The sequence below is a fragment of the Serratia sp. DD3 genome, assembly GCF_000496755.2.
In genome coordinates, this window is the sequence record NZ_AYKS02000041.1 from 22,795 (window position 1) to 40,478 (window position 17,684).

At 51.0% G+C, this 17,684-nt stretch carries 15 protein-coding genes and 1 tRNA gene; 6 read left to right on the top strand and 10 right to left on the bottom strand.

All coding sequences use genetic code 11. From position 1 onward, the window contains the following. Positions 1–11: 11 nt before the first annotated feature. The 5 genes from blc to frdA form a co-directional block, all read right to left on the bottom strand. Positions 12–545, bottom strand: a complete 534-nt coding sequence (gene blc / locus IO95_RS06385; protein ID WP_023489435.1) for an outer membrane lipoprotein Blc — start codon at positions 543–545, stop codon at positions 12–14. Positions 546–672: 127 nt separating this feature from the next. Continuing rightward, positions 673–1,032, bottom strand: coding sequence for a fumarate reductase subunit FrdD (frdD, locus tag IO95_RS06390; RefSeq protein WP_023489436.1), 360 nt, complete (start codon positions 1,030–1,032; stop codon positions 673–675). 12 nt (positions 1,033–1,044) lie between these two features. Further along, positions 1,045–1,437 (bottom strand): fumarate reductase subunit FrdC, encoded by a 393-nt coding sequence (frdC, locus tag IO95_RS06395; RefSeq protein ID WP_023489437.1) that lies wholly within the window; start codon positions 1,435–1,437, stop codon positions 1,045–1,047. 16 nt (positions 1,438–1,453) lie between these two features. Further along, the gene (locus IO95_RS06400) at positions 1,454–2,188 is read right to left on the bottom strand and encodes a succinate dehydrogenase/fumarate reductase iron-sulfur subunit (RefSeq protein ID WP_023489438.1); all 735 of its coding nucleotides are present in this window, start codon (positions 2,186–2,188) and stop codon (positions 1,454–1,456) included. Beyond that, positions 2,181–3,977, bottom strand: coding sequence for a fumarate reductase (quinol) flavoprotein subunit (frdA, locus tag IO95_RS06405; RefSeq protein ID WP_023489439.1), 1,797 nt, complete (start codon positions 3,975–3,977; stop codon positions 2,181–2,183). Before frdA ends, IO95_RS06400 begins: the two co-directional genes overlap by 8 nt. 408 nt (positions 3,978–4,385) lie before the next feature. Here frdA and epmA point away from each other — a divergent pair, with 408 nt between their 5' ends. Next, entirely contained in the window at positions 4,386–5,363 is a 978-nt protein-coding gene (gene epmA, locus IO95_RS06410) for an elongation factor P--(R)-beta-lysine ligase (RefSeq protein WP_023489440.1), read from the top strand. Between the two features lie 59 nt (positions 5,364–5,422). Here epmA and mscM read toward each other — a convergent pair whose 3' ends face one another. From mscM to rsgA, 3 genes are all read right to left on the bottom strand, one after another. Then, complete coding sequence (gene mscM, locus IO95_RS06415) at positions 5,423–8,764, bottom strand: miniconductance mechanosensitive channel MscM (RefSeq protein ID WP_023489441.1); 3,342 nt, start codon at positions 8,762–8,764, stop codon at positions 5,423–5,425. A gap of 12 nt (positions 8,765–8,776) precedes the next feature. After that, a complete protein-coding gene (gene asd / locus IO95_RS06420) occupies positions 8,777–9,673 on the bottom strand; it encodes an archaetidylserine decarboxylase (RefSeq protein ID WP_023489442.1) in 897 nt (298 codons plus the stop codon). A 133-nt stretch (positions 9,674–9,806) separates the two neighbouring features. Further along, on the bottom strand, positions 9,807–10,853 hold the full coding sequence (gene rsgA / locus IO95_RS06425; protein WP_023489443.1) for a small ribosomal subunit biogenesis GTPase RsgA: 1,047 nt from the start codon (positions 10,851–10,853) through the stop codon (positions 9,807–9,809). Positions 10,854–11,035: 182 nt separating this feature from the next. On the opposite strand from rsgA, the gene orn reads away from it, so the two are divergent. Continuing rightward, entirely contained in the window at positions 11,036–11,581 is a 546-nt protein-coding gene (gene orn, locus IO95_RS06430) for an oligoribonuclease (protein ID WP_023489444.1), read from the top strand. 184 nt (positions 11,582–11,765) lie between these two features. Beyond that, positions 11,766–11,841: transfer RNA gene (locus IO95_RS06435), tRNA-Gly, on the top strand. Between the two features lie 310 nt (positions 11,842–12,151). Here IO95_RS06435 and IO95_RS06440 read toward each other — a convergent pair. Together IO95_RS06440 and queG are read right to left on the bottom strand one after the other, a co-directional pair. Next, positions 12,152–12,382: a DUF2798 domain-containing protein gene (locus IO95_RS06440; RefSeq protein WP_023489445.1), complete on the bottom strand. Its 231-nt coding sequence runs from the start codon at positions 12,380–12,382 to the stop codon at positions 12,152–12,154. 368 nt (positions 12,383–12,750) lie between these two features. Next, positions 12,751–13,890, bottom strand: a complete 1,140-nt coding sequence (gene queG / locus IO95_RS06445; protein WP_023489446.1) for a tRNA epoxyqueuosine(34) reductase QueG — start codon at positions 13,888–13,890, stop codon at positions 12,751–12,753. On the opposite strand from queG, the gene nnr reads away from it, so the two are divergent. The 3 genes from nnr to amiB are packed head-to-tail and all read left to right on the top strand — an operon-like array spanning position 13,889 to position 17,665. Beyond that, positions 13,889–15,403, top strand: coding sequence for a bifunctional ADP-dependent NAD(P)H-hydrate dehydratase/NAD(P)H-hydrate epimerase (gene nnr / locus IO95_RS06450; protein WP_037384437.1), 1,515 nt, complete (start codon positions 13,889–13,891; stop codon positions 15,401–15,403). The two genes, queG and nnr, sit on opposite strands and share 2 nt — an antisense overlap. A gap of 11 nt (positions 15,404–15,414) precedes the next feature. Continuing rightward, on the top strand, positions 15,415–15,885 hold the full coding sequence (gene tsaE / locus IO95_RS06455) for a tRNA (adenosine(37)-N6)-threonylcarbamoyltransferase complex ATPase subunit type 1 TsaE (RefSeq protein WP_037384440.1): 471 nt from the start codon (positions 15,415–15,417) through the stop codon (positions 15,883–15,885). Between the two features lie 7 nt (positions 15,886–15,892). Then, positions 15,893–17,665 (top strand): N-acetylmuramoyl-L-alanine amidase AmiB, encoded by a 1,773-nt coding sequence (gene amiB / locus IO95_RS06460; RefSeq protein WP_023489449.1) that lies wholly within the window; start codon positions 15,893–15,895, stop codon positions 17,663–17,665. Positions 17,666–17,684 lie beyond the last annotated feature (19 nt).

The following is a 17,684-nucleotide window of genomic DNA, read 5'->3' on the forward strand; positions in this document are numbered from 1 at the left end:
TGGGTCAGTGGTTATTGGCCGGGGCGCTGCTCGACCCAGAGCAGGGCTTCAGTGTTAAAACCATATCCTTTGGCGATATGAACCAATCTTTCCCGCGTAGCGCTATCGAGTGTCGGTGTACGCGCCAGGATCCACAGATAATCTTTACTTGGCCCAGAAACCAGAGCGTAACGGTATTCAGGATCCAGTTCGATCACATGGTAGCCACCGTAAAAAGGGCCGAAGAAAGAGACCTTTAATGAGGCGGTCTGTGGTGAGCCAATGAAATAAGCTTTACCTTCGCTGGCTTTCCATTGTTGTTTTTTAACGTCAAAACCGCGGTTAATCACCTTTATACCCCCATCTTCTCGTGGGCTGTAATTGGCGCTGACTTGCTGTAAACCCCGTTCAAACCGATGGTCCAGGCGAGCGATTTCATACCAAGTACCAAGATAACGTGTGCTGTCGAAGTTATCGACAACCTTGACATCCTTTGGCGGGCTGACGCTACAGGCCACCGCAAGCAGGGCAGATAATATGACAGAAAGCTTTGACCAGAAGTTCATGGCTTATTCCTATTTATCGGTACAGATAAACAGTATAGATCCGCAATCAACTAAACAGCAGAAGAGAAAAATTCAGGTAGAGCTGTAGGGAGAATTGGCGGCCAACGAAAGTTGACCGCCAGAGAGGTTACAGAGTAGCAACCCCGATCAGGGTAACCACACTCAGGATGGCTGCCAGACCATAAAAGACCCACTTGCCAGCAGGCACATGGATTTTCAGGTCATGCATGGCGTGGTGGATGCGGTGCAGTCCACACCATAGTGGCAGAATAATCATCAGCAGCAGGAACAGGCGGCCAATCCAGCTTTGGCAAAATGCCAATACGCGGTCATAGCTCAAGGCATCGCCAGGGAACAGGCCTAGCGGTAGCAAGATCCCGACTAGCAGCACGATTGCAGGGGCAACAATCGCTCCCCACATACCACCTGCGCCAAATAATCCCCAGAAAACCGGCTCATCAGAGCGTTTAGGTGATTGATTTATCATGTTTCCTCCGGATTACAGTAACGCTACGGCGAGAATGACTACCGTAACGACAATTGTCACCGCCCACAGGGCTTTAACAATTGGCTCCGGCCCCATTTTCTCGTCTTTTACGATGATATTGGCTGCCTTGGGTGCTAAATCGAACCAGGTTTTAGTGTGCAGTGCTGCAGCCAACAGAGCCACGATATTAATCAATAGCACGATTGGGTTTTGCAGAAAACCGACAAACCCAGCCCAGCCTTCAGGGCCACCTTTAAGCGCAAATACGCCGTAGAGCAGCACGATACTGAACCACACGGCCATGAATGATGTGCTTTCACGCAGCATATAGAAACGGTAGAAACCCAACTGTTTCCACCAGGTCGGCGTCATGGTACGTACATAGGGTTTACGTTGTGTTGTCATTGCTGTCTCCCCTCCCTTATTGCGGTTTCAGCATTGCTATCATGAAGTCTTTGGCACTATCCACCTTGCCCTGCTGTACGGCAGCGGCGGGGTCGACATGCTTCGGACAGACTTCAGAGCAGTAGCCAACAAACGTACAGGCCCAGACACCGTTTTGCCCGTTGAGTTGCGGCATACGTTCTTTCTTGCCGTGGTCACGGCTGTCAAGATTATAACGGTGTGCCAGGGTAATGGCGGCTGGTCCGATAAATTCCGGATTGAGTCCAAACTGCGGGCAGGCGGCATAGCACAAGCCACAGTTGATACAACCGGAGAACTGGTGATACTTGGCCATTTGCGCAGGCGTTTGCAGGTTGGTCCCTTCTGCTGGTTTGCGATCATTGCCGATGATGTAGGGTTTAATCGCTTCCAGGCTTTCGATAAAGTGGGTCATATCGACCACTAGATCTCGCTCAATCGGGAAATTGCCTAACGCTTCTACCTTCATGCCCGCAGTGTATTCACGCAGGAAGGTTTTACATGCCAGTTTCGGCACGCTATTGACCATCATGCCGCAGGAGCCGCAGATAGCCATACGGCATGACCAGCGGTAGGACAGGTCGGGTGCCAGGTTATCTTTGATATAGCCCAGTGCATCCAGCAGCGAAGTCTGCTCATCGTAAGGTACGCTAAACGTTTCGAAATGCGGCTCAGCGTCGCTTTCCGGGTTATAGCGCATGACTTCGATTTTTATGGTTTTCATCTCAGCCATTCGCTTGCTCCTTATCCTTTTTCTCCTGTGCTTCAGCTTCTGCGCCATAAACACGCTTCGCTGGTGGCAATTTGGTAATTTTCACGTCGCTATACTCCAGGCGTGGTGCGCCATCCGGGTTATGGAACGTCAGTGTATGCTTCAGGAAGTTCACATCGTCTCGTTCGGTACAGCCTTCATCAAGACGCTGGTGTGCACCGCGTGATTCTCTACGGTTCAACGCGGAGTGGGCCATACATTCGGCAACATCCAAGCCGTGGCCCAATTCGATGGTATACAGCAAATCGGTGTTGAACACATTGGTGGAGTCGGTGATCTTGACGCGCTTGAAGCGCTCTTTCAATTCAGCCAACTTATCGACGGTCTTTTGCATCAGTTCAGGTGTACGGTAGATCCCGCAACCTTCTTCCATTGACAGACCCATTTCATCGCGGATTTTAGCCCAGTTCTCATTACCTTCTTGCTTCATCAGGTTGCTGAGACGTGTTTCAACATCGCGACCTTGTGCGTCGAGAGCACTGTCGTTAGCAGGGGGGGCTTCCAGTGCGCGACGAGCTGCATTTTCACCCGCTACACGGCCAAAGACCACCAGTTCAGCCAGTGAGTTGGAGCCCAGACGGTTGGCACCGTGCAGGCCGACGGAAGAACATTCACCGACAGCGAACAACCCTTTGATACGCGTTTCACAGTTTTGATCAGTTTCGATCCCACCCATGGTGTAGTGCGCGGTTGGACGAACCGGGATCGGCTCTTTAACCGGGTCAACGCCAACATAAGCTTTTGCCAATTCACAGATAAATGGCAAACGTTCCAGCAGCTTTTTCTCACCCAGATGACGGAGATCCAGGTAGACCACATCGCCGCGTGGCGTAGGGATGGTGCGACCAGCACGCCATTCGTGCCAGAAAGCCTGCGAAACTTTGTCACGCGGGCCCAGTTCCATATATTTGTTCTTTGGCTCGCCCAATGGGGTTTCTGGGCCCATACCGTAGTCTTGCAGGTAACGGTAGCCATCTTTGTTGACCAGAATACCGCCTTCACCACGGCAGCCTTCGGTCATCAGAATACCGGAACCCGGTAGACCTGTTGGGTGATACTGAACGAACTCCATATCACGCAAAGGAACACCGTGGTGGAATGCCATCCCCATACCGTCACCGGTGACGATGCCGCCGTTGGTGTTATAACGATAAACACGGCCAGCACCCCCGGTCGCCAGAATAACCGCATTGGAGCGGATCAGGACGCGGGTACCTTCCATCATGTTCAGGGCGACTACGCCACGAGCCTGACCATCATCCACCAGCACATCCAGTACAAAGTGCTCATCAAAGCGTTGGATTTGTGGGTATTTCAGTGAGGTCTGGAACAGGGTATGCAGCATATGGAAGCCGGTTTTATCGGCGGCGAACCAGGTACGTTCGATCTTCATGCCACCAAAACGACGAACGTTAACTGAACCATCCGGTTTACGGCTCCAAGGGCAGCCCCATAGCTCAAGCTGGGTCATTTCCTGTGGGCAACTGTGGACAAAATGATCAACAACATCTTGTTCACACAACCAGTCGCCACCAGCAACGGTGTCCTGGAAGTGATAGTCAAAGCTGTCGTGGGGCTGAGTGACTGCTGCAGATCCTCCTTCGGCGGCCACAGTGTGGCTGCGCATTGGGTAAACTTTTGATATAAGAGCAATTTTTATCTGGGGATTGGCTTCTGCGGCGGCGATTGCTGCCCGTAAACCTGCTCCCCCTGCGCCAATAATGGCTAGGTCGGCGTTAAAGGTTTGCACTGCACTCCTCCAAAGTTCTTGTTAATACTATCAATTTCATATCTATACTTAATATTTATAACATAATTCGCCTGCTAATTTATTGCGGCGATTCATTAATCTGACAACTTAAAAACTAAGGATAGATAATCCCTACTGGGTATGAGGACGTAATTATAACTAATCTTAAGTAGGATAAATTTGATGTGATCGATTATTTTGCCTTTTAACCATAAAACGAAAGGCATTTGGGCAAAAAATAATAAGATATCTTGGCGTGGCTTTCGAGCGAGGTTATTACCTGTGATTTGTATAGTTAATATGTTCTTTATGATTTTAATTAGGCGCCCAACGCTCGCTTTCTTATGATTTGTTTGCTTGGCTGGATACGAGTAGACTGCACCCCTGTTTTATTTCGGAGTAATAATCATGAGCGAAACGGCAAGCTGGCAACCCAGTGCCCCAATTGCCAATTTGTTGAAGCGTGCGGCGATATTGGCAGAAATCCGGCGTTTTTTTGCTGATCGTGGCGTGTTAGAAGTGGAAACACCGACAATGAGTCAAGCGACAGTGACTGACCTCCATCTGGTCCCCTTCCAAACACGTTTCGTTGGCCCAGGTGTGCCAGATGGCCTGACGTTATACATGATGACCAGCCCGGAATATCACATGAAACGCCTGCTGGCTGCCGGGAGCGGGCCGATTTATCAGTTGTGCCGCAGTTTCCGTAATGAAGAAGCGGGTCGGTATCACAATCCTGAATTCACTATGTTGGAATGGTATCGTCCGCATTTCGATATGTACCGTCTGATGAATGAGGTGGATGATCTGTTACAGCAGGTATTGGACTGCAGCAGTGCAGAAACACTCTCTTATCAGCAGGCTTTCCAGCGCCATTTGGCGATAGACCCCTTGTCGGCCGAGAAAGCGCAATTGCGTGAGGCTGCCGCGAAGCTTGATTTGAGTAATATCGCTGACACGGAAGAAGATCGCGATACGTTATTGCAACTGCTGTTCACCGTGGGGGTAGAGCCCTACATTGGCCAGGATAAACCGGCATTCGTTTATCATTTTCCTGCTTCTCAGGCGGCTTTGGCCGAGATTAGTACCGAGGATCACCGCGTAGCGGAACGATTTGAGGTCTATTTCAAAGGCATTGAACTGGCGAATGGTTTTCGTGAACTGACGGATGGTAATGAACAGCGTCAGCGATTTGAGCAGGAAAACCGTAAGCGCGTGGCGCGCGGTTTGACGGCTCAGCCGATTGATAATAACTTGCTGGACGCGTTGCAAAAGGGCATGCCTGAGTGTGCTGGGGTCGCGGTGGGTGTTGACCGCCTGGTGATGTTGGCCTTAGGGGCGGAAAAGTTAAGTGACGTGATCGCGTTTCCGGTTGATCGAGCATAAGCGTGAGTGGGTATTGTCACTTGTGTTATCAGGGTTCAGTTGACTGAACCCTGATTGTTTTATAGCTCACCAGGTTCGCGGCCAGGGTTTCCTTGCGCGGGGCGGCCATTATTGTTCAGGCGTGAGAGGGTTTCGCGACGAACCTGGAAGGGCGGGTATGGCAAGGTGATACCGTGCTCACGGTAACCGCTGAGGATCAACTGGTGGAGCTCGTGACGCAGCGGCATACGATGCACCATTTCGGCGGCATAAATACGCAGCTCGAAGATTTGAATACCCTGTTGCAGATCCACCAGATAGGCTTCCGGTGCCGGGTTATCCAGCACCAGCGCGCAGCGTTCTGCTGCCGTCATCAGGAGCCTGGTGACCTCTTCACTGTCAGCCTCAGCGGGGGCCGGGACGGTCAACACCACACGAGAGATGGAGTCAGACAGCGACCAGTTGATAAACTGCTCGGTGATAAATGCCTTGTTGGGCACGATGATCTCTTTGCGGTCCCAATCTGAAATGGTGGTCGCCCGGGTGTTGATTTTGGTGATATTCCCCGTCAGGTTGCGGATGGTCACTGTATCGCCGATACGAATCGGCTTTTCAAACAAAATAATCAGGCCCGAGATAAAGTTGGAGAAGATCTCTTGCATACCAAAGCCCAAGCCCACACTGAGTGCGGTAACTACCCATTGCAACTTTGACCATTCAATACCAATCCAAGAAAAACTGAGAATTGCGCCAAATAGCAGCAGCAAATATTTAGTGATGGTGGTGATGGCGTAGCCAGTGCCAGGGGTCAGATCCAAGTGCTGCAACACCACCAATTCCAGCAGTGCAGGCAAATTACGCACCAGTTGCATGGTAACGGTGATGACCAGAATGGCGATCAACACGGCACCCATGGTGATGGGTAGGGCGGTCTCGACTCCATTGACGGTAGACATCACATCCCAGAGCTTAATATTTTCCAGAAAAGCGAATGCGGAATGTATTTCGGACCATAAAACAATCACTGAAACCAGGGCAATCATGGTCAGGATTGAGCGTACCAACTGCAGTGACTGTGCACTGATTGTATCAAGATCAATTTCTGTCTCATCAACCTCAATTGCCCCCTCTGTGCTGCTGGGCGCCGGTGTTGACTCACCTTCACCTTTGGCTCGTTGGGCCAGAATATCAGCACGGCGCTGCTTGGCTCGTTCAAATGCAATGCGGCGCCGCTGGATCAACATCCAACGGCGGATAATATGATAAACCACTAATAGCAGGAACCAGATGGCCACCGAGGTTTCTAAACGTGCCAGTAGTTTCTGGGCGGTAGTCAGGTAGCCGATGGCCGAAGCAAATGCGGCAATCAGTGGGGCGGAGAGTAATAATCCCCACAATGCGCTATTGACGATATTCTCACCACTCCCTTTTTTATCCAGGTACAACGGAATACCGGCGCGTTTCAGGCTGTTAGTAAGTAGTGCCAGCGCCAGGCATAACAAGATAAAACACAGGCGTCCGAGGGTGCTGGCAAATTCACGATCATTAAAATTGTCAAAAGTAATCAATGCCATAATCAGCGGCACAATCAGCCAGATCGACATCTTGTAATAACGCATGGCGAGGGAGATCTGTTTCACTGGCCAACCGAAATGAGCGATAAACAGCCCCTGCGGATGGGCAAAGGCTGCGCTGATCATACACACCCATAACACGGGCAGTGTCGCGGTGACGCCATCCCCTATCGCGACAGCGACGGGATACGGCCAAGCATTTTGCAGGCCAAAACCCATTGCCGCCCATAATACCGGTAGGGGTAAGGCCACCAGAATTGACCAGAATACAGTACGTAACGTTAGCGAAAATTCGTCTTGTGTCACCTTACCCACTTTACTGCTGGCCCGGGCGAGAAATGCGTGGTAGTGCCTGCGTGAACTGATGCTCAAGATCACCAACAAGACGGCCCCAAAAAGGGGGATTATTGTTTCCCGGCTGGTCACCATCATCATAAAGGCGCCGCTGAGCTGGGTGAGGGTATCCAGTGACAGCAGTCGGGTCAGGTCAGAGGCGACATTAAGTGGGTAAGAGAGTGTTATCGGGCTGACATCCGCGACCCAAAACAGGTAGCGATGTGTCGCATCACGGATGTCATTAAGTGCATCCACCAACTGAGTGTTGGCAACTTTTAGCTTGGTCAGCTCAAGAATTTGGGTATCACAGCCAGACAGGAGTGAATTCAGCAGTTCACGTTGTGTTCGTATCTGGGCATCAACAATGCGTTGTTGGGCATCGGTCAGTGGAGAACCATCATCCTGTTTCAGATTTCTCGCCTGCTGGGGTAACTTTTCCAACTGACTTTCAAACTGTAAACGTTGTACCCGCAGATTGGCCATAGTGCGATCCAACTGCTGTGGTTTGGGTGCATCTGGCAACGTAGCTACTTGTGCACGCAGTGTCTCGCCCAAGGCCGTAGAGGCTCCAAGCCATTGTGCTTGCTCCCTGATTGAGGTGAGCGCCTGACGGACCTGCAGTGTCTGAGCCGCGGCTTGGCGTTGTTGGGAAGAGATCAACTCCATCTGCTGAGCCTGATTGTTCAGGGCGGTAGACAGCTCGCGGTTGATTTGTAACTGCTGGCTGATGCTTTTGGGCAGATCGTTATTCTGCTCTGCTAATTGCTCGGTTTTCTCTAGTGCGAGCTCAGCTTCACGCTGGCGTTGGCTATTAAGGCTATTGCGCAAGGCCTGCAGTTGTATATCTGTTTTTTCATGGCGTTTTTTATGGATTTCGGCACGGACACGTGCCAATTCCTGACGGTTATTAGCGGAAAGTTGCGCCAGTTCCAGTTCATCGACTCTCGCTTTTCTGGCTGCCAATTCAGCTTGTGATTGTGCCAACTGCGCCAGTGCCAGTGGCGTAGTTTGGTTTTTCCCATGGGATTGTAGCCGCTGTTGCACTTCTGCTAATAAGCGTCTCGCCTCACTTTGCTGGTGTGGCAATTGGTTGAGAGAGTCGCTGATATCCCGTGAGCGTTCCTGCTCTTGTTGTAACAGACGTGCCTGCTCTAATAACTGACTACTGGTTTGCAGGATCAGTTGTTCCAGTTCGCTGGTTGGCAGATTGTCGCCATTGGACGGGGTTTTGCTTTCTTCTTCGGCGAGTTGCTTATGCAACTCTTGTATCATCTTCGGAAAGCCGTCGATCACCCGCTGGAACTGTTCAGCGTTGCTTTGTGACTCTTTACGCTCATTAAGCCAGTTTAGCGCACTTTGCAACGCCTCAATGGTTTCCGCCTGATTAGGGGCATTTTTGTTACTCTCAACCTGTTTTAATTCCTGCTGTAATTGCGATTCGTTGGGGACCGTCGCCCCCAGAACCGGTTGAACGAATAACAGGCTGAACAGTAATGAAATAATCAGGCGCACAGCGTCAGCTCCTTAGCTTGGCGAAGTGATGTTAGCGTCTGGCATGGACACGATTTGCGCGAAAGCCTGGCCCATACGGGTCACGGTGCCATTGTTCAGATGAGGGGCGAACTCCACGCTGCCGGCAGTGAACAGATTGATCACAGTAGACCCCAGTTTGAAACGGCCCATCTCGTCACCTTTGACCAACGAAATTGCACCTTCCATCCCTTCTGCAGGATAGGCCCAGCGTTTGATAATGCCTTCACGTGGCGGTGTGACAGTACCTGCCCAGACGGTTTCGATACTGCCAACAATAGTTGCACCTACCAGGATCTGCACCATTGGGCCAACGACGGTATCAAACACGCAGATCACGCGTTCATTACGGGCAAACAGGTTTGGCACGTTGGCGGCAGTTAATGGGTTCACGGAGAACAGATCCCCTGGCACGTAAATCATTTCACGCAATGTGCCATCACAAGGCATATGAACACGGTGATAGTCACGGGGGGCGAGATAGGTGGTAGCAAACAGGCCATTGCGGAATGATTCCGCGAGCAAGTAGTTGCCTGCCAATAAGGCTTCTAGCCCATAGTGGTGGCCTTTAGCCTGGAAAATCTGATCATCAAGGATCGGGCCTAATTGGCTGATAGCACCATCGGCAGGCAGGGTTAGCACATCAGGTTCTGCAACGATGGGGCGCGCACCCTCGCGCAATGGACGCACGAAAAAGTCATTGAAGGTAGCGTAGGAATTCAGGTCAGGGTTCTGTGCTTCCTGCATATCCACACGATAATAGCGGGCGAAGAGTTTCACCACCTGTTGCGTCAGCCAACCGGCTTCTTTTTCTGCTCCCCAACCCGCAAGACGGGTCAGTGCCAGTTTTGGCAGCCAATACTGTAATTTAATTTTGAGACTATCTAGCACGTTAACCTCTTGAAAACGTATAAAAATGCACATAATCATAATGTCGAAAACACAACACCATTGTGTTGCTGGTTTTACCAGCGAATTGCCTTTTAGTGGTCGCTTGCGTGAACCTGTGTTCTATACCAGCAGATCAGTTATCGCTATCTGGGAAGTGTTTGCGAGTTTTAACTTGCTCCATGCTTTCCAGAATACGGTGATAATTATCAAAACGTTCTTGCGCTATGGCTCCATTCTCGACGGCTTGGCGAATAGCGCAGCCCGGATCGGTATCGTGGCGGCAATCGCGGAATTTGCACCCGCCTAAATAGTCGCGGAATTCCACATAGGCACGCGTGATTTGTTCAGGTTCCAGATGCCACAGACCAAACTCACGCACGCCAGGGGAGTCGATAACATCCCCGCCATGTTGAAAGTGATACAGTCGTGCCGCTGTAGTGGTATGTTGCCCCAGGCCGGATACCTCAGAAACCTCATTTACCAGAATTTGCTTTTCTGTCGATGGTAGCAAGGCATTCAGTAAACTGGATTTTCCAACGCCGGATTGCCCGGCGAAGATGCTGATACGCCCAACCAGTGCCTGCTCAAAAACGTCCATACCTTCACGGGTCTGGCTGGAGACTTCCAGAACGCGATAACCGAGATGACGGTAGATACCCATCATGTTATTGACCCGCTTGCGCCCACCATCATCCAACAGATCGATTTTGTTCAGCACAATCAATGGTTCCACAGCCAGTGTTTCACAGGCAACCAAGTAACGATCAATCATGTTGAGTGAAAGTTCCGGTAGAATCGCTGAGACGATGACGATCTGATCAATGTTGGCGGCGATGGGTTTGACACCATCGTAGAAATCTGGGCGATTGAGCACTGAAGTGCGTTCATGTACCGCTTCGACGATGCCTTTGACACCTTCGAACGGCCCCACCCCTGGGCGCCATACTACACGATCACCGGTGACCAGTGAACGAATGGTACGGCGGATATTACAACGATGTTGTTTGCCATCGGCTGCTTCCACGTCGGCATGCATGCCGAAACGGCTGATGACGATACCATCCTGCGGTTCACCGAGTTGGTTGTCATCCAGCTCAGGTTTATTGTCACTGCGGAGGCGGCGCTGATGATTCGCCTGCACTCGACGCTGTTGGCCTTTGGACAGTTTGTTCTTAGTCACTACGCCTCACTTGAGTCTTGGGCTTTTATCGCTCGGGGTGAGCAAAAAGGCTATGATACACACTATTTTATACCCAAGTTCACTCAAGTTGCAGTCAGAGGGTAAATTACCTGTCCCGATGAGCTTGAAAGGACAATCTATACCCAAAATAATCCGATTTACTTGTTAAGTGGGGAAGCATCATGGCAGGAAAAGAGAATAACCTGATTTGGATCGATCTGGAGATGACAGGGCTGGATCCTGAACGTGACCGTATTATCGAGATTGCGACTCTCGTGACGGATGCAGATTTGAATATCTTGGCTGAAGGCCCGGTGATCGCCGTACACCAATCTGATGAGCAACTGGCGTTGATGGATGATTGGAATGTTCGCACTCATACCGGGAGTGGGTTAGTGGAACGGGTCAAAGCCAGCCAGTTTGATGATCGTGCCGCTGAACTGGCGACGATTGCTTTCTTGCAAGAGTGGGTTCCTGCGGGTAAATCCCCCATTTGTGGTAACAGCGTTGGCCAGGATCGCCGTTTCCTGTTCCGTTATATGCCGCTATTAGAAGCCTATTTCCACTACCGTTATCTTGACGTCAGTACCTTGAAAGAACTGGCTCGCCGCTGGAAACCGCAAATATTGCCCGGTTTTCAGAAACAGGGGACTCACCAGGCACTGGATGATATCCGTGAGTCAGTGGCAGAACTGGCTTATTATCGCGAACATTTTATTCAGTTGTAATGCGTCAAATCCCCCTGCAATGCCTTGCCGTGGAGATTAATTATTCACCTTGGCGCTTAAAACAGCGATTAAACAAAATTCGCGATTTTTTTGCTTTCGGGGGCTTGCGGCGAAAAAGATTTCTCGTATAATGCGCACCCCGTACCGATGAACAATTATGACATTGCCACCATCGATACGCCGGGCGGGAATAGCTCAGTTGGTAGAGCACGACCTTGCCAAGGTCGGGGTCGCGAGTTCGAGTCTCGTTTCCCGCTCCAATTTTCCGGTTTTAGACTTCCATTGATGTCTAAAACCGTTTGAAAATTAAAGTGATAAGTCATTTTTAAATTCAGGGTTATCCCCTAAAAGCCATGTGCAAGAAGTCCCTATTCAAGTACATCGGCCTGTTGCAATAACATCGTCCGTACTTTTCTCTATTGCCAGTCTAAGCACACAATGCCGCCCTGTGGTTTGCTGTAACCAACGTCAAAATACGCGGTGCCAAACCTCAACTCACCCCTTGAGCCTCAAAGAATAACAACAGCAAGATCTTCGCGGTTAACGAAGACCTTACTCTGTGAGGAAGGGTCAAGACTCGGATTGTAATAATCGGCGAGTGATTTTTTGCACTGTCGGGGCAAATAAAGCAACGACAGTGAAACCGACTGGCCATGCCAGCAGAAAAGCGTGCATCCATTGCCGGAAAAAACCGGGGTGATAACCGAGGTTGATAAAAGTCACCCAGGCAGGGATTAAAAAAGTCATTAAACCTGACATTAATAATGAAAACAGCAAACGGTACCGTAATGCTTCAGACATTTCTTTCTCCTGTAAGACGTCATTCGTCAGCCTGAATAAGAATGTTATTGTTGACTTGATTAATGGTGAGCAGATACCGATCACCACGCAAGTGGCAGAGGGATTAACTGCAACTTGAAACATATCCAGATAAAATGTTGTGAACAGAGTTATCCACAACTTGTGTACATTCCGCCTGTCGCTAAAAAATACAACGCAATCTAAGTGAATTTTATATCTCATTGATAAATATTTAGTTTTATTTATCAAAAAATGTTATCCAGATCACTTGTTCTTTTTGTGACGGTTGAAAGACAACACATTTTTATTTTTATGCACAAATCCACAAAGGGCATTGCGAGGTGGGAATGATAGGCCTGCCATTGGCCTTAAGCATCCCTTGGTAATCCTTTTTCTATGGTGCGAACTAAACGTTTTTGCTGTGTGGTTTGTACCTCAATCCCTAATGTTTCACGTCGCGTCAGTTGTTGTGTCACTGCCCAGGTGATGTGTTCATCCAACATCGGATTTTCACCCAGTCGGGAGCGTAATGCGATGACAATAATATCCTGATAAGAGGCGTTACCGAGAGCCACTGCGATATTACGTAGCCAGCGCAGATGTCCGATACGGCGGATGGCGGAACCTTCGGTGATGCGCAGGAATTTTTCTTCGTTCCAACTGAATAACTCGATGAGAGGTGGGGCATGTAACGCCGCCCGTGGGCTAAAATCTGCTTCATCGCTGAGTGGTGAAAAGCGATTCCATGGGCAAATCAGCTGGCAATCGTCGCAGCCATAGATACGGTTACCTATCAATGGACGGAATTCTTCAGGGATTGTGCCTTCCAGCTCGATGGTCAGGTAAGAAATACAGCGGCGGGCATCAACGGTGTAAGGTGCGACAATCGCCCCTGTGGGGCAAGTGGTGATACAGGCGACACAACGGCCACAGTGATCTTCCACGGGCTTATCCACTGGCAAGGGCAGATCAATCAGCAATTCCCCGAGAAAGAACCATGAACCCACCTCACGGTTGAGGAGTAGTGAGTGTTTACCCACCCAGCCAATACCGGCCTTGGCGGCCAGAGGGCGCTCCATGATGGGGGCCGAATCAACAAACGGGCGGAAATTTAATTCACCGCAATAGGCCTGGATCTGCTCTCCCAGCTTTTTTAGTCGTTGGCGTAATAGCTTGTGGTAATCACGCCCCAGTGCATAGCGGCTGATATAACCCAACTCGCTGTTTTTCAACGTACTGGCGAATCGTGCGTTGGCAGGCAGGTAATTCATACGTACTGTGATAACCCGCAGTGTACCGGGTAATAACTCGTGTGGTCGCGCACGTAACATGCCATGCCGTGCCATCCAGGCCATTTCACCGTGGTACTGCTGATCCAGCCAGGCCTGCAATTTAGGTTCTTCAGCAGTCAGATCGGTATCGCAGATCCCGACTTGTTGGAATCCTAGCGATTGCCCCCATTGCTTGATATGTTGGGCAAGTTGATTGAGATCGAAGGGGTGTGTCATGACGAGCCATAATAAGGAACAGTACAGCTCCAGTTTACCACACTCTGTCTGGTCTGCAGATTGGATCAGGCAGGCGGAGCCGCTAGCGGCAGCAGCACAGGGTATTTCACTCTATTCATTGATGCAGCGAGCAGGTGCTGCGGCTTATACGCTGGCCCATGAGCGCTACCCGCACAGTAACCATTGGTTGGTTTTGTGTGGGCACGGTAACAATGGGGGTGATGGCTATGTTGTCGCTCGTTTGGCTGCAGCAGTAGGTACTCAGGTCACGGTTATTGCGGTACAAAGCGCTCACCCCCTACCGCCGGAAGCTGCGGCTGCACGGCAAGCCTGGCTTGAGTGTGGTGGCGAAATTCAGTCGGCCAATAGCCACTGGCCAGAGAATATTGACCTGATTATTGATGGTTTGTTAGGGACCGGATTAGCGGCTGCGCCAAGAGCACCTTATGATGGGTTGATCGAAACGGCTAATAAAGTGGGTGTACCGATTATTTCATTGGATATCCCTTCTGGCTTGCTGGCTGAAAGTGGTGCCACACCAGGAGCCGTGGTTCGCGCGACACAGACATTAACGTTTATTGCGCTCAAACCGGGGTTACTTACCGGGCAAGCCCGCGATTGGGTGGGGCAATTGCACTGTAATACGCTAGGATTAGCAGACTGGTTGGTAACACAACCGCTACAAATTCAGCGGATTACCGCGGACAACCTGGGGCAGTGGCTGAAACCGCGTCGTCCATGTTCCCATAAAGGGGATCATGGGCGCTTGCTGCTGGTGGGGGGCGATCATGGTTTGGGTGGTGCGATACGCATGGCCGCCGAAGCCGCACTGCGTAGCGGTGCAGGTTTAGTGCGAGTACTTACTCACCATGAACATGTCGCGCCGTTATTAACCGCTCGCCCAGAACTGATGGTGCAGCCGTTAACGGATGATAGCTTGCACCAGGCTATCGAGTGGGCGGATGTGATCGTGGTGGGGCCAGGGCTAGGCCAAGGTGATTGGGGCAGGAATGCGTTGCAGCGGTTGCAATCCAGTGATAAACCAGCGTTATGGGATGCTGATGCACTTAACATGCTGGCATTAGCGCCAGAGAAGCGTCAGAATCGTGTGATTACCCCACACCCAGGTGAAGCCGCGCGTTTATTAGGCTGTAGCACCGCTGATATTGAGAGTGACCGCTTACTAGCAGTACGTAAACTGGCTGTGCAATATGGCGGTGTGGCGGTGCTGAAAGGGGCGGGTACATTGATTGCCGGGCCGCAAGGGGAAATGGCGATTGCCGATGTGGGCAATGCAGGTATGGCGTCCGGTGGTATGGGCGATGTGCTGTCGGGTATTATCGGTGGTTTGCTGGCACAAAAGCTCTCACTGTATGATGCCGCCTGTGCAGGTTGTGTGGTTCATGGCGCAGTGGCAGACAACATTGCGGCGAAGCAAGGAACAAGAGGATTATTGGCAACCGATTTGTTGCCGATGATTCCCCATTACGTTAACCCTGAATGGGTAAAATAGACATTAATCGAATGAAAGAGCTTGTTTTACCTCTGCCGGATGAGGCAGCGACAGTGGCATTAGGGGCCACTTTGGCCAAGGCATGTGATCGTGCCAGTGTTATTTATCTTTATGGCGACTTAGGTGCCGGTAAAACCACCTTTAGCCGGGGTTTTCTGCAGGCATTGGGGCACCAAGGTAAGGTGAAAAGCCCCACTTATACCTTAGTTGAGCCTTATACCTTGCAGCCGCTACCCGTCTATCACTTTGATTTGTATCGTCTGGCCTCACCAGAAGAGCTTGAATTTATGGGGGTTCGTGATTATTTCGCCCAAGATGCCATTTGTTTGGTTGAATGGCCGCAGCAGGGGTCTGGTGTACTCCCTACTCCAGACCTGGAGTTACATCTTGCTTATCATGACCAAGGTCGACAAGCGCAGATCCAGGCTGTTTCCTCCTATGGTGGGCAGTTGCTAGAACGAATTCACCGACAGCAAGGATGACAGGGCAATGATGCATAGATTAAGAACATTTGCTGTCATCGCCTTGCTTGCACTGTGTTGGCCAATGGGGGCCTGGGCAGCGTCTTTTTTAGCTGATATCAAAGTGACCAATGAGCAACGCGAGGCCGTCGTATCGGTAAGCTTTACCGGCCCACCAGAGTATACGTTTTCTTCGGCGCATAGCCCGGAGCGCGTCCTGCTGGATGTGAAACAGAGTGGGAAAGTGGGTGGCCTACCCTTAAATTTTAGTGGTAAGAATCTGGTCAAAGGCATTCGTAGCGCTAAGGCGCCGGATGCTCAGAAGGTACGCTTGGTGTTTGATCTCACCCAACGGGCGAAAACCCAGGCGGTTATGCGTCAGGAGGGGAACACCTATATTGTGGTCTTCACCATTACTGCCGAAGAGAGCCCGAAGCAGGACATAGCTGGTAAGGAAACAGTTGGCAAGGACATTGTACGTCGAGTGCCCACGTCAACTTCGACAGTCAGCGAGGCTGGGCGTAAAGCACCTGCAGGGGTTAACCCCTTTACCAATAAGCCAGCAGTAACATCCACGTCCACATCGACTACCACGACAACGCAACCGACAGCGCGCAGTAGCCGCTCTTCTGGCGGCTCTGGCGATCGTGTGGTGGTAGCGATCGATGCGGGTCATGGTGGGCAAGACCCAGGCGCCATCGGGCCCAATGGGCTCAAAGAGAAAAACGTGACCATCGCTATTGCCCAGCGTCTACGAGCCCTGCTGGAAGCTGATCCGATGTTCAAACCGGTAATGACACGTAATGGCGATTATTTTATCTCGGTGATGGGGCGCTCCGATGTGGCGCGCCAGCAGGCGGCTAATGTCTTGGTGTCCATCCATGCCGATGCGGCACCTAACCGTAAGGCCAGTGGTGCTTCGGTTTGGGTTCTCTCTAATCGTCGGGCGAACAGTGAAATGGCGGGTTGGTTGGAACAAAACGAGAAACAATCTGAGCTATTGGGGGGAGCGGGTGATTTGCTGGCAAATAGCAAAGCAGACCCTTATCTTAGCCAGGCGGTGCTCGACCTGCAATTTGGTCATTCACAACGCGTCGGTTACGACGTCGCAGTGAGGGTGCTGAACCAATTGCAAACTGTGGGTGCAATACACAAACGCCGCCCGGAGCATGCCAGTCTGGGGGTGCTGCGTTCACCAGATATTCCATCGCTGTTGGTAGAAACCGGTTTTATCAGTAATAGCAGAGAGGAGCGACTGCTGGGCAGTGGCGCTTATCAGGATAAAATTGCGCGGGCAATCCATAACGGTTTGCGCAATTATTTCCTGGCGCATCCGCTACAAGCCGACCCAAAGGTGGAAGACCGTCCGCTGGGCGTCACAGCGGCGGTTAGTCCAAGGACGCAAGATTTAAGACAACCTCAGCCTGTGGGCCGCGCCAGCAGTGCGAAAGTGAGTGTCGGGAAAACGCAAATCCATGTGGTAAAACCTGCAGAGACACTTTCTGGTATTGCCGAAAGTTACGGTACTAGCATGGCGACGCTGCGCGAGCTGAATAAATTGAAGAAAGAGGGAGTCTGGGTCGGCCAACGTTTGAAAGTGCCCGCTGGGAATAAAACAGCCGCACCAGCGCAAACCAAGGCAAAAAGTACCAAGGCGACTAAACACAAAGTGACGCGTGGCGATACGTTATCATCCATCGCGACGCGCTATGGTGTTAGTGTGAGTGAGCTTAAACGGGTTAACAAATTAAAATCGGACGTAGCGCCGCTCGATCGCACGCTCATTATTCCGCAGGATTGATGCCAAAAACAGAGGGGTC